Source organism: uncultured Clostridium sp., assembly GCF_900547735.1.
Classification (GTDB): domain Bacteria; phylum Bacillota; class Clostridia; order Lachnospirales; family Lachnospiraceae; genus Otoolea.
Map to the genome: position 1 here is coordinate 69299 of NZ_URHZ01000015.1, position 13889 is coordinate 83187.

General features: G+C 48.9%; 10 protein-coding genes. 8 read left to right on the forward strand and 2 right to left on the reverse strand.

The window, feature by feature from the left end:
• Positions 1–58 precede the first annotated feature (58 nt).
• The 7 genes from ggt (at position 59) to QZT18_RS07080 (ending at position 9773) form a co-directional block, all read left to right on the forward strand.
• Positions 59–1918 carry a gamma-glutamyltransferase gene (gene ggt, locus QZT18_RS07050; RefSeq protein ID WP_294145991.1) on the forward strand — a complete coding sequence of 620 codons (1860 nt, stop codon included), beginning with the start codon at positions 59–61 and terminating at the stop codon, positions 1916–1918.
• A 464-nt stretch (positions 1919–2382) separates the two neighbouring features.
• Complete coding sequence (locus QZT18_RS07055) at positions 2383–3546, forward strand: alanine dehydrogenase (RefSeq protein WP_294145993.1); 1164 nt, start codon at positions 2383–2385, stop codon at positions 3544–3546.
• Between the two features lie 23 nt (positions 3547–3569).
• The gene (locus QZT18_RS07060; protein WP_294145995.1) at positions 3570–4679 is read left to right on the forward strand and encodes a tyramine oxidase subunit B; all 1110 of its coding nucleotides are present in this window, start codon (positions 3570–3572) and stop codon (positions 4677–4679) included.
• Positions 4680–4749: 70 nt separating this feature from the next.
• A complete protein-coding gene (locus tag QZT18_RS07065) occupies positions 4750–6117 on the forward strand; it encodes a sodium/glutamate symporter (RefSeq protein WP_294145997.1) in 1368 nt (455 codons plus the stop codon).
• Between the two features lie 220 nt (positions 6118–6337).
• Positions 6338–7744, forward strand: coding sequence for a sigma-54-dependent Fis family transcriptional regulator (locus tag QZT18_RS07070; protein ID WP_294145999.1), 1407 nt, complete (start codon positions 6338–6340; stop codon positions 7742–7744).
• Positions 7745–7826: 82 nt separating this feature from the next.
• The gene (locus QZT18_RS07075; protein WP_294146001.1) at positions 7827–8699 is read left to right on the forward strand and encodes a YitT family protein; all 873 of its coding nucleotides are present in this window, start codon (positions 7827–7829) and stop codon (positions 8697–8699) included.
• Positions 8700–8894: 195 nt separating this feature from the next.
• A complete protein-coding gene (locus QZT18_RS07080; protein WP_294146003.1) occupies positions 8895–9773 on the forward strand; it encodes a LysR family transcriptional regulator in 879 nt (292 codons plus the stop codon).
• Between the two features lie 22 nt (positions 9774–9795).
• Here the strand turns inward: QZT18_RS07080 and QZT18_RS07085 are convergent, their stop codons facing one another.
• Together QZT18_RS07085 and QZT18_RS07090 are read right to left on the reverse strand one after the other, a co-directional pair.
• Positions 9796–10905: a M20/M25/M40 family metallo-hydrolase gene (locus QZT18_RS07085; protein WP_294146006.1), complete on the reverse strand. Its 1110-nt coding sequence runs from the start codon at positions 10903–10905 to the stop codon at positions 9796–9798.
• 138 nt (positions 10906–11043) lie between these two features.
• A complete protein-coding gene (locus QZT18_RS07090; RefSeq protein WP_294146008.1) occupies positions 11044–12600 on the reverse strand; it encodes an AbgT family transporter in 1557 nt (518 codons plus the stop codon).
• A gap of 541 nt (positions 12601–13141) precedes the next feature.
• Here QZT18_RS07090 and QZT18_RS07095 point away from each other — a divergent pair.
• Entirely contained in the window at positions 13142–13741 is a 600-nt protein-coding gene (locus QZT18_RS07095; RefSeq protein ID WP_294146009.1) for a hypothetical protein, read from the forward strand.
• The last annotated feature ends 148 nt before the right edge of the window (positions 13742–13889 follow it).

The window sequence follows — 13889 nt, forward strand, 5'->3', positions numbered from 1 at the left end:
AACCCAGTGAGGGAAAAAGAAACCAGTGAGAGTAACAAAACGGAGGAGGAGAAGGTAGATGAGAAAGACGAAGAAATGGCTGGCGCTGTCCATGGCTGCAGTTATGACGGCAATGACAGGATGTTCCGGCAGCCAGTCGGGAGCAACGGCTGACGCATCAAAGACAGCGGAGACTCAGACAGTTACACCTAAAGGCACCGCGGAGGGAAAAACGGAAAATTCCGCAGCGGAGATTGCAAAAGAGAGGAATGACGAACTGGGATTTGAGCTGTACGGAGAAGACGGCACCACGAGAAAAGAGGGGCGCTCTGCAACTGCCACAAACGGAGTTGTGGCATCGAACCGCTTTGAGGCATCGGAAGCTGGAAGGAAAATTCTGGAGGAAGGTGGAAATGCGATCGATGCGGCAGTCGCTACCGGGTTTGCAGTAGGGGTATGCGAACCAATGATGAGCGGACTTGGAGGGGGCGGTTTTATGACCATCCATTTTGCCGAGACAAATACAGATACATTTATTGATTTCCGCGAGGTTGCCCCTATGGCGGCGACACCGGAAATGTGGCAGACCGATACCGATGGCAATGTAATTGACGGAGAAAATATGAATGGCGGCAAAGCGGTTGGTGTACCGGGAGAGGTCGCAGGGCTTGTCTATGTTCTTGAAAAATACGGTACAATGTCCTTGGAAGAGGTAATGGCTCCGGCAATTGAAATCGCGGAGAATGGTTTTGTTGTAACACCGTATACTGCTAAATGGCTCGACAGTGCATATACGAACCTGGCTGCATGTGAAGAAACAGCCGGAATCTATTTTAACGAGGGTCTCCCATATACATTGGGTGAAAGAATTAAAAATCCAAAATTAGCAAACACACTTAGAAAAATTGCTTCTGAAGGACGTGACGGTTTCTATAAGGGTGAAGTTGCTGAGGCAACCGTAAAAGCAGTTCAGGAGAACGGCGGAGTCATGACACTGGAAGATCTTGCAAACTATCAGGTAGAAGAAGTTGAGCCGGTTAGAGGAACATATCGGGGATATGAGATTATTTCTTCCCCGCCGCCAAGTTCAGGAGGTACACATGTACTTCAGACACTGAACATCTTGGAAAACTTTGATATGGGTTCCATGGAAGTGAATTCTCCTGAATATGTCCACATATTTGCTGAATCATTAAAAATGGCATTTGCCGACCGGGGTAAGTACATGGGAGATCCCAAATATGTAGATGTTCCAATGGAAGGACTTCTGTCAAAAGAATATGCAAAAACACTCGCGGAAAAGATCGATATGACCAAAGCACAGGATTTTTCGTATGGAGATCCCTACAGCTATAACACAGAACACCAGGATACGAACCACTTTGCGGTAGCTGATAAAGCGGGTAACATGGTCTCCTGTACTAAGACGATTAACGGAGCTTTTGGTACCGGTATTTCGCCGGAAGGTACGGGATATATTCTGAATAATGAGATGGGAGATTTTGATATTGGAGCAGGTAAAGCCAATTCTATCGCAGGCGGAAAGAAACCACTCAGTTCCATGAGCCCGAGTATTGTATTAAAAGACGGAAAACCATTTATGGTTGTTGGCTCTCCGGGTGGACAGACAATTATTCCGACGGTAGCCGAAGTAATCAGTAAGGTAATTGACGGCGGAATGGATATTGAAGATGCAATCATTTCTCCGCGTTTTGTAGACGGGGCCAGCATGGCGGTTTACGGAGGAGCATCGGGATTTGCATATGAGGATAGGATGCCTCAGGAGACAATTGATGCACTTGAGGCAATGGGGCATGAAAACATTACCAAACAGGATAGCTGGTCTGTTGGAAATGTAATGGCCATTCGTTACATGGAAGACGGAACTCTCAAGGGTGCCGCAGATCCGAGAAGTGACGGTATGGCATTGGGATATTAAAAAAGAAGTACAGATTTGTCACATCGCAAGAGAAATGTACATACAAAAGCTATGAACGAGGCTGTTCTGCCATTGTAATCCGGCGGAGCGGCCTCTTTTAATGGTGTAGATGTAACTTATCAGTAGGTGGAAACCTAGTATATTTATCAATGTCATACATCTGGATATACCAGTAAATATAACATAAAAATAGCTCGTTTTCGGGCACTGATTGCTCATAAACGGGCGATTTATTTGCTCAAAAATGAGCACCTGTATTTATCTCAATTTCCGGCAAAGGCAAAAACCCCCATTTTACAACGCTTACACCACTTTTTCACCACCTTTGAAAAGTTGGCACGCAAGTTGCTTATTATATAAGTGTAAAGAAAAGAACTGCGGTAACCCGCAGAAAAAACGGTGATAATGCCATTCTGCTTTGCATTACACCGGAAAATAAAATTATATAAAATGGAGGAAGGAACATGAAGTTTGGAGTACTGAAGGATATCAAAGTTGGGGAGTACCGTGTAATTGCCACACCTGCAGAGGTAAGCATGATCGCAATGGATGGACATGAGGTTTATGTGCAGAAGGGCGCAGGCGAAGGTTCCGGTTTCAGTGATGAAGCTTATGCTGCCGAGGGGGCAAAGCTGGTTGATACAAAGGAAGAGATTTATAAGGAATGTGATTTCGTTGCCAAGGTAAAAGAATTCGAGCCTTGTGAATACGGCCTGCTCCGCGAGAATCAGATCGTGTTTACCTGTATCCACCCGGCAGCCCACCGCGAAGAGGTTCAGGCAATCCTGGACAGCAAATGCATCGCTTTCACCGCAGAGGATTCCCACCGCTACGGCTCACCGAACTGTGAGGCGGCAGGCAAGCAGGGCGCTCTGATGGGACTGGAATCACTTCTGGCCATCAACGGCGGCAAGGGCAAATTCGTCAATGGTCTGGGCGGAGCGCCCGGCATCAAGGCGCTGGTACTTGGCGGCGGCATTGTTGGTAAATCCGTTGCTTCCGTTCTTCATTCCCTGGGAGCCTGGGTAACCGTAATGGACATCAATATTGGAACACTCCGTGATATTGGAAAACAGTTTAACGAGGAAGTAAACACTCAGATTTCCAACCGTTATAATATTAAGAAACTTCTTCCTGAAGTTGATGTGGTTTACAACTGCGTTAAATGGCCGAAAACGGCAAAAGAGTTCCTGATCGACCGCGAGATGGTGCGTTCTATGGAGAGAGGTTCCGTTATCGTTGATATCAGCAATGACGTGGGAGCCATCGAGACATTCCATGAGACAACCCATGCCGACCCGCGTTATATCGAGGAGGGAGTTGTACATTACTGCGTAAGCAACATCCCGGGAGCCATTTCACAGTCCACTTCCATCGCATACGCTGCTTCCGTGCTTCCTCACTTCAGGAGCATTATGAACAACGGAGTAGCCGAGGCTTGCGCAAGAGACGGTTTCCTGAGAAGAAGTCTTACCGCATACAAGGGCTACCTGACACATGAGGAAACCAGCGGCATCCAGGGCAGACCGTGGATCCGTCCGGAAGACATTTTAAATATTGCCGATAAGAAACTGGATCCGGCTCCGGCGGCAACCAATACGAAATCCGATAACTTTATTAAACTCTAAGGAACTTACAGGAGGATACGGGGATGAACCATAATCTGGACTTTTTATTTCTGACGGAGGCCGAGGCCGTGGAGGCGGGAGCCAATGATGTACATACCTGCATACAGGTGATGGATGAAGTATTTGATCTTCTGGGACAGGGAGATTATCTGATGGGTGCCCCAAATCATAACTCCCATGGAATTAAAATTTATTTTCCAAAAGAGACGGAGTTTCCGGGAATGCCGGTAAAGGGGCCGGATCGGAGATTTATGGCCCTGGTGGCTTATCTCGGCGGCCGTTTCCACGTCTGCGGTGAGAAATGGTACGGTTCCAATCTTGCTAACCGGGAAAAAGGTCTTCCCCGATCGATTCTGACCACGGTGCTTAACGATCCCGACACGGGAGCGCCCATTGCCATCATGTCCGCAAACGCCCTGAGCGCGGCGCGGACCGGGGCCATCCCGGCGGTGGGAGCTAAATACTTTGCGAAAAACCAGGCCCAGGTGCTGAGCGCCATTGGTATCGGCGTGATAGGAAGAGCCTGTCTGGATTCCCTGATGGATGTCCTGAAGACAATCCGGGAAATCCGCATCTGCGACATTGATATGGAGGCCTCTTCCCGGTATGCCGAAGAGCTGAAAGAAAAGTACGGTGTGACGGTAAAGGTGGCCGGTTCCGTGGAGGAGGCGGTCAGGGGCAGCGATGTGATCAATGTGGCCACATCGGGCAGTGTGTCTCCCCGCATCGAGGATGACTGGCTGGATGAAGGCGCTCTCCTGACCCTGCCGGCCAGCGCGGATATCAGTGAGTCACTGATGAAGAGTTCACGCATCGTGGTTGACAACTGGGAGATGTACGAGGCATATGCGGAAGAACTGGGCAATGTCCCCGGCGGTTTTGCAAAGAACCTGAGCGGTATCTGCGGATTCATGATGGACCTGGTCTGGAGCGGTAAAATCCGGAAGGAGGATATCACAGGTCTGGGAGATGTGGCGGCAGGTAAGGCGGAAGGCAGACTGGACGACAGGGAAAAGGTGATATTTATTATGGACGGGATGCCGATAGAGGACTTGGCGTGGGGCCATACCATTTACCGGAATGCACTGGAAAAGGGGATTGGAACAAAGCTGAATCTCTGGGGTGAACCCTGATACAGAAGACAGACGGCTCGGGAATGCGGGGTAATTCCTGAGCCGGTAAATACGAATACAGGAGGGTTATATGAGTGTAAATGATTTTTTACTTGATTTTGCGTTAGCGTCGCTGTTTATTATGATCGGGCAGTTGATCCGTGCAAAGGTGAAAGTAGTTCAGAAATTCTTCGTTCCGGCCAGTATGATTGCCGGTTTTATCGCATTGGCGCTGGGAAGCCAGGGACTGAATATCCTGCCGTTTTCCGAGGGGATTGGTTCCTACGCAGGTGTGCTGATTATCGTAATTTTCGCAGCAGTCGGAATTAACGGATTTTCATTTTCAAAAAATGATTTCCGATCGGAAGTGGATCGAATCGGTTCCTACTTCTCCTATAAAGTGCTGGCCCAGGTTATCCAGTTCAGCCTTGCTCCGCTGTTTGCAATTCTCGTCATTTCCAAACTGTTCCCGGATATCAATTATGGCTTCGGCCTGCTCCTGGCAGCCGGTTTTTCAGGCGGTCACGGAACAGCGGCGGCAGTAGGTTCCACCTTCCAGAGACTGGGAGATCCGGATGCCATGGATATCGCCATGACCTGTGCTACGGTAGGAATTCTCTCCGGTATTTTCGGCGGCCTTTTCTTTATCAAAATGGGCACAAAGAAGGGCTGGACAAAATATATTAAGAGCTTCCAGTATATTTCCGGTGACTTGAAAACCGGTCTGATTCCAAATGAAAAACGTAAATCCATGGGTGATGAGACTGTTTCTTCCATGGTCTTAGATCCTCTGGCCTGGCATCTTGCCGTTCTTCTCGTGGCATCCGGAGCAGGCATGCTTCTTAATAAATGGATCCTCAGCGTGACGGGACTTGATCTGCCGACCTATCTGGTTGCTTTCCTGATCGCCATTGCGATGTTCCTGGTATTTAAGAAGGTGGGAGTCAGCAAATACATAGATGAGAACGTGATCAGCCGTATCTCCGGAACTGCCACGGACTATCTCGTATTTTTCGGTATTGCATCCATCAAAATTTCCGTCATTATTAAATATGCGGCCCCGCTGGCGCTTCTGCTGCTCTGCGGTATGGTCATTGTAGTAATTACTTTAATGTTCTTCGGCCCTGCTATGAACAAGGGGAGCTGGTTTGAGCGTTCCATCTTTGTATTCGGTTATTCCACAGGCGTATTTGCCATCGGATTTATCCTTCTTCGTATCGTGGATCCGGACAATCTGTCCAAGACCCTGAATGATACGGCCTTTGCAGCGCCGTTTACGACGCCGATAGAGATGTTTGCCTGGTCCGTAGGGCCGATGATGCTGTTAAATGGAAACCACTGGAAGTTTATCGGCATTTATCTGGCGATACTGGCGGCCTGCATTATTGCCAACATTGTTTTCAAATGGTGGTGGCTGAAGCTTCCGTTAGACCGTCCCGGTGAAGGGGAAGAGTGTTAAGAATAGCCGGGCTGCCGGGCGCAGCGTGTGCCGTTTCTGTGCATCGCGAAGCGTGCTGCCGGGCACGGAGTGAACAGTAACAAAGCCGGAGCTATAAAATGGAACAGAGCATCCGACATATTGTAATCCCATCCAAACTCTGATACTATTTTCTTAAGTGTTGTTTTTAGCCGTTTTATGGCAACAGAGCGGGGAAAAAGCGCAGAGGGGGATGGAAACTATGGAATTGATGGAAAAACTGTTCCACGGAAAAGGATATATTGACGGTATTACAATTATAAACCTGGAAGGAGAGATTCTGTTCACTGCCAAGTTGAACAACAAGCTCTCCAGCCAGGAGGAAAATTATGAGCTGGTCGGGAAAAAGTTTTTAGATGTCTATGAGAATCTGGATCCGAAGACGAGTACGACCATCAAGGCCATGGAACTGGGACTGCCGGTCTATGTGGAGAACCAGCTTCTGAAGGCCGAAGGGCAGGAGGGGATCCGGATTACCTCCCTGTCCATACCAATTAAAAGCGGAAAGAGAATCGTCGGCGCCATCGATCTGTCCATGCAGGAAAATGCAGTGGAGACAGAGGATTCGGAGCGGATTGAGTTAAGTTCCGCCTTTTTTCCAATCAACGGCTCGGGAAAACTGCTCAGCCGCGAAACGGCGACCTTTACAATCGGTGATATTATCGCGGTTGACGAAAAGATGCAGAAGGCCAGGGAGTATATAAAAATTGTGGCAGCCTGTAATCTGCCCGTTATGATATACGGCGAGACGGGTACGGGCAAGGAAGTGTTTGCCCAGGCGATCCACAATACCAGCGCGAGAAAAGGAAAACCTTTTATCGCCCAGAACTGTGCGGCCCTTCCCGATACGCTGCTCGAAAGCATTCTTTTCGGAACAGCCAGGGGTGCTTTTACGGGCGCTACGGAGAATAAGGGGCTGTTCGAGCTTGCGGACGGCGGAACACTGTTTCTCGACGAGATCAACTCCATGCCGATCCACCTTCAGTCCAAGCTGCTGCGCGTTCTGCAGGACGGGCATTTCAGAAGTCTGGGAGCGAGGGATATCAAGACGGTGGACGTGAAGATTATCGCAGCCATCAATACTGAACCGCTGAAGGCAATTGAGGAAGGCAATCTGCGCCGCGATATTTACTACAGGCTCAGTATGATGTCCATCACAATTCCTCCGCTGCGGGAGCGGAAGAAGGACATTTCGCACTTTGTCAAATTTTATGTAAACAAACACAATGCAACCTTTAATAAAAAGGTACAATACGTTTCTAAAGAGCTGATAGCCAGACTGGAGGAATATGACTGGCCGGGCAATGTCCGGGAACTTGAGCATATCATCGTCTATGGGATGAGTATGGTCGGTGAGGACAGTAATATGCTGAAGCTCGAGGATATAGAGGATAAATTCAACGAAATGACAAGTACTCCAAAGGAAAATACGGAGGAGGGAAATACCCTTTGCTCCTCTTTGCGAGAGGCGGTCGATGATTACGAGAAGAGCATTATTGTCCGGACAATGAAAGTGACCGGAGGCAATATCTCGGAGGCTGCCAAAATTCTTGATATACCCAGACAGACCCTGCAAAGAAAAATACAACAATACGGAATCCTCCGGTAACTGCCTTCGGGACGCGTAAGCCCGGAAGGAAACCTTTAGCGAGGAAACTTTTCAGGGCCGGCGGGGAGAAAGGCATAATAACATGAGCGGAAAGATTAATAAAGGATCGGTAAGAGACGGACTGCTTCTGATTATAGGAGCGTTTATATACAGTGCTGGCACCCAGAGTTTTATCGTGCCGGCTAACATTGCACCCGGAGGAGCGGTCGGAATCGCTCTGATGATTAATTATGTTACCGGACTGCCGGTGGGACGGATGACCCTGATGGTCAATTTACCGCTGCTCGTCCTGGCATGGTTTTATTTAAGCCGCCGGTTTGCCATCCGGACGGCGGTGGCCTGCGGAATCTGTTCCGTTATCCTGGACTATGTGGTGGCGCCGATATGCCCGCTTTACATGGGGGACAGGATGATGAGCAGCCTCTACGGCGGAATCCTGGTCGGGATCGGAATGGCGTTTATTTTCATGGCCGGTTCCACGACGGGCGGAAGCGATGTGGCCGGATATCTGATGCAGAAGAAATATCCCCATGTCCAAATCGGACGTGCGCTGCTGATAATAGACGGAGTTATCCTGTCGCTCTCCACGTTTGTATTCCACAATGTAGACGCGGCGCTGTTCGGAATGATCAGTCTGTACGCACAGACAAAGGTGATCGACACCATCATTTACGGAGGCGATGCGGGGAGCAATGCATCCATCATCACGAGCCGCGCCGATGAGATTGCAAAGCGCATTATACAGGAATTAGACCGGAGCGCCACGATACTGCCCGGTAAAGGGGCATACAGCGGCCAGGAGACCACGGTTGTCCTGTGTACGGTGAGAAAATCGGAGTTTTCCCGCCTCAAGAGAATTATCCAGGAAACGGACGAAAATGCCTTTGTAATGGTAACTGAAACGACGGAGGTATTCGGGCTGGGGTTCAAGGACTTCTCGGATGCGGTACAGTAGGCGGTGAAAGAGTGTGTTCCACGGACGTTTCACCATCAATCAATAAGGAGAAAGCGTTTCTGCCGCAGGCAGGCGCGCTTTCTCCTTATTTACATGCAATTTCCTCCGGGAATGTAGATTTTAGGCAGCCAACCATGTATAATGTCTGGTACAGGTATCATTCATAATTGAAGTGATTGGGAGGGCAAACATACCATGAAACTGAGTCAGCTCAGATACTTTATAGCGGTCTGCCACTGTGGAAATATTACCCGGGCGGCAAGGGAACTGAATATTTCCCAACCTTCAATTTCCAACGCGATCAAGGAACTTGAACTGGAATTCGGCATCAAACTGTTCGAGCGGATAAACGGACGCCTGCGTATCACAAAGAACGGTGAACATCTTTTGATGCGTGCCTATAAGCTGATTAAAGACAGTGACGAGATTGTGGAGCTGATGAAGAACAGCGGCGTTGAAAAGACGAAAATCTCTGTCGGCGTCACCCCTATGATCAGTGCGTTTTTCCTGCCGGAAATTTACCAGGGATTTCTGAAAAAATATCCGGACACAAAAATTGAGGTGGTTGAACTGGGCGCGCTGGAACTGCAGGAGCTTCTGGAGACGGAGAAGATTGACTGTGCCGTTACCATAGCAGCCACAATCGATACGGAAGATTACAATATCCGCAGGCTGACCGGCTCGGAATACTGTCTCTGCGTCGGGAAAAAGCATCCCCTGGCTGCGCTGGAACACGTGTCCTATGAGGACTTGTCGGAGGTGAATCTGGCGCTTCTGTCAGGCGACAGCTATCATTATGAGGCGCTCATGAGGCATTTTAAGATGCACCGGATCACACCCAATGTCGTTGCGCGTTCTAACCAGCTGCAGAGTATTATTCGCATTGTGGAAATCGGGGCCGTCTGCTCCTTTATGCTGAAGGAGGCGGAAGACGTCTGTGACATTAAGGCTATCTCCCTTGAGGATGCAATCCCTGCCGAAATTTCCGTTGTGTGGGGAAAGAAGAGCATTATCTGCAGGAGAGCGCTTCAGTTTATACGGTTTTTAATGGAAAAGTACCGGTCTCCGTCATAGCGGAGCCGGTATTTTTCCAGTTTTACAGGGCCGTGGCCAGCGCCAGCACGAGTTCTGCCGTCTGCTCCAGATGGATGACGGCCAGTTCCTCTTCTGCGCTGTGGACCTTTGTCATGCCGGTGCCCAGCGGAACCGCCTTAATTCCGTGCTGATTCATATGATTGGCGTCACTTCCGCCGCCGCTGGCAGCAGTCACCACCGGCAGAGCGGTTTTTTCACAGGCCGTTTTTATTTCCTGAATCCAGGAATCGTCCTCATCCAGTTTATATCCTGCATAACTTCTCTCAATTCCTCCGGAAAAGGCCGCCCCGTATTTTTTGCAGCTTTCCCCGATACACTTCATCATGTGCGCGGCCTGTTCATCCAGTTTCCGGTTATCCAGACTTCTCGCCTCACCGGCAATGAAAGCCGTATCGGGGACAATATTTGTGGCATATTCCGCCTTAATCGTCCCGATATTAGCCGTCGTTTCCTCATCGATGCGCAGAAGCTGCATCCGGGAAATCGCATCTGCGGCTGTCTGGATGGCGCTGATGCCCTGTTCCGGGCTGACTCCGGCATGGGCCGATTTGCCGTGGACCGTAACATTCAGCTTCACCTGTCCCGGCGCGGAAGTGATGATTTTCCCGGGGGCGCCGCCGCTGTCGAGAACCGCGGCCTTTTTAGACCGGATTTTGCCGTAATTTAAGTGTTTGGAGCCCAGGAGCCCGCCTTCCTCATGGATTGTGAATATGGCTTCAATAGTGGGGTGAGACAGTGCATTCTCGTGGATGGTGCGGAGTGTTTCCACGATTGCGGCGACTCCGGCCTTGTCGTCTCCGCCCAGCACGGTATTGCCTCTGCTGCGGATGATGCCGTTTTCAATAACCGGCTCAATGCCGCAGCCGGGTTTTACCGTATCCATGTGGGCGCAGAGAAGCAGTGGTTCCAGTTCCGGACAGCCATTCATAACGCAGTACAGATTTCCCGCATTACATCCCAGGAGCTCTCCGGCATTGTCAAAGGAGGTCTCACAGCCGATTTCCGTTAGTTCTTTTACAAGCAGTTCGGCCATTTCTTTTTCATTTCCCGTTTCACTGTCGATGCGGACGTAATTCAGAAAACTTTCCAGCAAACGTTTTTTATTAATCAAATCAGATTCCATCCTTTCGCTGTTCCAATCTCAGGGTATTTCAACTTTTCGCTGTTCCAATTTCAAGGCATTTCATCTTTTCACTATTCCTGCCTTTTGGTATTTCATCCTTTTTACGAATACTGCATTTTAGGAATATTAAAGATACATGCCGATTCCTCCCGGACCCAGAGGCAGGTTAAAGATAATCCATACAATGAGCATGAGTGTCCATCCTACCAGGAAGACAACCGAATAGGGGAGCATCATGGAGGTGAGAGTGCCCATGCCGGCTTCATCATCATATTCCTGGACAAATACGACGATCATCGCAAAGTAGGACATCATCGGAGTGATAATGTTAGTACAGGAATCTCCAATACGAAAGGCAACCTGGGACATCTCCGGCGTGTAGCCGAGGAGTACGAACATTGGTACGAATACCGGCGCCAGGATGGCCCATTTTGCGGATGCGGATCCCATGAAAAGGTTGAGAAACGCGGAAAAAAGCACAAATAAAATCATCAGCGGGATAGGCCCGATTCCCATTGTTTTAAACAGTGCGGCTCCGTTTAAGGCCAGGATGGTGCCGAGGTTTGTGTAGCCGAAGTAATTGATAAACTGCGAGGCGACGAAGGCCAGGGCGATGTAGCCGCTCATATGGGCCATGGATTTTGCGAGAGCCGCGCATACGTCCTTATCCGATTTGTAGGTTCCCGACACGAATCCGAAGACAACGGACGGCACCAGGAAGAAGATTGCAACAAGAATGATAATGCTGGCAATCAGCGGGGAGGAGCCGAGAAGACTGCCGGTTTCCGGATTGCGGAACAGCGAATCGGAAGGAATGCAGACGATAACGAGGCCGGCAATCATTCCGAACAGGGTCAGGGTAGCCGCTTTTAACGCTTTTTTCTCATTGACGGATACATCCTGCTTGTGGAAGGCGTCTTTATCGGCGCTTCCGCGGTAGGTGCCGAGCCTGGGTTCCACAATTTTTTCCGTTACCAGCGTTCCCAGGACGGTTATGAGTAATACGGAAGGCATCATGAAGAAAATATTGCCGGTAGGGTTTACCACATAGGCCGAATCCACCATTTTCACGGCCTCATTGGAAATTCCCGACAGCAGGGGATCGAGTGTACCGATCAGCAGGTTTGCGGAAAAGCCGCCGGATACGCCTGCAAAAGCCGCGGCAATACCAGCCAGGGGGTGCCTGTCATAGGCCATGAACATCAGAGCGCCGAGGGGAATCAAAACAATATATCCAACGTCGGAAGCAATATTGGACATAACCCCGAGGAAAATGATAGTTGGGGTGATTAACTGCCTCGGTGTTACCTGAACGGTTCTTCTCATAACGGCGGTGATAAAACCGCTGCTTTCGGCAACGCCGACGCCCAGCATTGCTACAAGAACAATGCCCAGAGGAGCGTAGCCGGTAAAATTGGAAATTGCTTTCGTAAACATGTAAAGAATGCCTTCACGGGTTAAAAGACTTTTTGTCACCACGGTCTGGACCTCCACTGTGCCTGCCGTACGGTTCACAAACTCACCGGTTGCGGAAAGTCCGACCGCTGAAAACAGTGCAGACAGAAGTATCACTGCCAGGGCAAAAATTGCAAATAATGTGATTGGATGAGGAAGTTTATTTCCAATCCTTTCAATCCCGTTCAGAAAGCCATTAAAAAAGTTTTTTTTGGTTTTCTCTTTCATACCTTATCCTCCTACATTTAGTAAGAATGCGGGGCATTCTTCATAGGTGTAGTATATCGGTGCGTTAAGAAAATGTAAAATATTAATAAACTATCGAGCATTGATAAAAGCTATGAATTGTATAAAACAACTTAAATAATCGGGAAAACACTGTACAATATGCACAGGAATATAGAGGCTAAATGACAAAAAACGATATTATTAAAAAATAATTATGTTGATGTGATTTGCCTTCCCGAAAACGGCTTTTTGTCCTTTGAGTGAAGGTCAGGCAGTTATGCTGCGGAAATTAAAAAGTACGTTATGGAAATTTAAGGATATCGTCATTGGGACGATCGGTTTGTGTGATAGAATAAAAAAGATATGAGCTGATTCTATATGCTGTCCGGTATGCCGGGCCGTATGGCGTCCGGTATCCTGAGTCGTATGGTGCTCTGTATGTCGCGCCGGAACCCGGCGGATACAGGAAGAAGAGGGATTGTACCGGAAATAGAAGCTGATTTACCCGGAGTAATGGAGTAAGAGAAAGAGAGAGTTACCTATGAAAAAAACTGTAAAGATTATTCTGATTACCGTCATCGCGGTGTTCCTTCTGATTGGGGGAGTCATCCTGTTTTTTGTTTCCAACTGGACGGAGAGGACGGTAGTAAAAGACATTGCCCAATATGAAGCATATTTTGGGCCGGATGGAATCCACAGGACGGAACACGCCGATATCAAAAAGAAAACAGGCGAGTCCTACCTGGTAATCAACGATATTTTCCCGGAAAAGCTGCCGGAATCCGCCAAAACGGAGGATTTCTATTATGAGTACTATAATTCCTGGGATCCGTGTTATCTCGGCTATCTGGTCTATACCTGTGATGACGGGGATTACGAAGCGGAGACAGCCCGCCTGAAGTCGAAGAAATACCCGGAACAGGATCTGATTTACGGCGCTACCGGATTCAACTATCCCGTCCTGGCGGTCAGTGCGAGTGATTTCGGCTATATTTATGCAATGGCGGATGAAGAAGGGAAAAGGCTGATTTATGTGGAACTGACATACTGCAACGGTTTTACCGATATAGATTATGAAAAAATAATTCCCGAACGGTATCTGCCGGTTGGATTTGATGCGAAGAATGAGGGGAAAAGATAGGGGATTAGTTGAGATGCGAGGACGCCTCTGTAAGACGGCGGACGGGGGAGTGGGAGGTTGGATATGAGTCTTCAGTCCCGGTGGATGGTTATGGTGAGGGGGAATCCGGAGAAAAAAATTCCTGCGGGGACGCGCTCCCGCTTGTGAA

Excerpts from the sequence above, each read along its gene's own strand:
- ggt (WP_294145991.1), top strand. The coding sequence starts at position 59 with ATGAGAAAGACGAAGAAATGGCTGGCGCTGTCCATGGCTGCAGTTATG.
- QZT18_RS07055 (WP_294145993.1), top strand. The coding sequence starts at position 2,383 with ATGAAGTTTGGAGTACTGAAGGATATCAAAGTTGGGGAGTACCGTGTA.
- QZT18_RS07060 (WP_294145995.1), top strand. The coding sequence starts at position 3,570 with ATGAACCATAATCTGGACTTTTTATTTCTGACGGAGGCCGAGGCCGTG.
- QZT18_RS07065 (WP_294145997.1), top strand. The coding sequence starts at position 4,750 with ATGAGTGTAAATGATTTTTTACTTGATTTTGCGTTAGCGTCGCTGTTT.
- QZT18_RS07070 (WP_294145999.1), top strand. The coding sequence starts at position 6,338 with ATGGAATTGATGGAAAAACTGTTCCACGGAAAAGGATATATTGACGGT.
- QZT18_RS07075 (WP_294146001.1), top strand. The coding sequence starts at position 7,827 with ATGAGCGGAAAGATTAATAAAGGATCGGTAAGAGACGGACTGCTTCTG.
- QZT18_RS07080 (WP_294146003.1), top strand. The coding sequence starts at position 8,895 with ATGAAACTGAGTCAGCTCAGATACTTTATAGCGGTCTGCCACTGTGGA.
- QZT18_RS07090 (WP_294146008.1), bottom strand. The coding sequence starts at position 12,600 with ATGAAAGAGAAAACCAAAAAAAACTTTTTTAATGGCTTTCTGAACGGG.
- QZT18_RS07095 (WP_294146009.1), top strand. The coding sequence starts at position 13,142 with ATGAAAAAAACTGTAAAGATTATTCTGATTACCGTCATCGCGGTGTTC.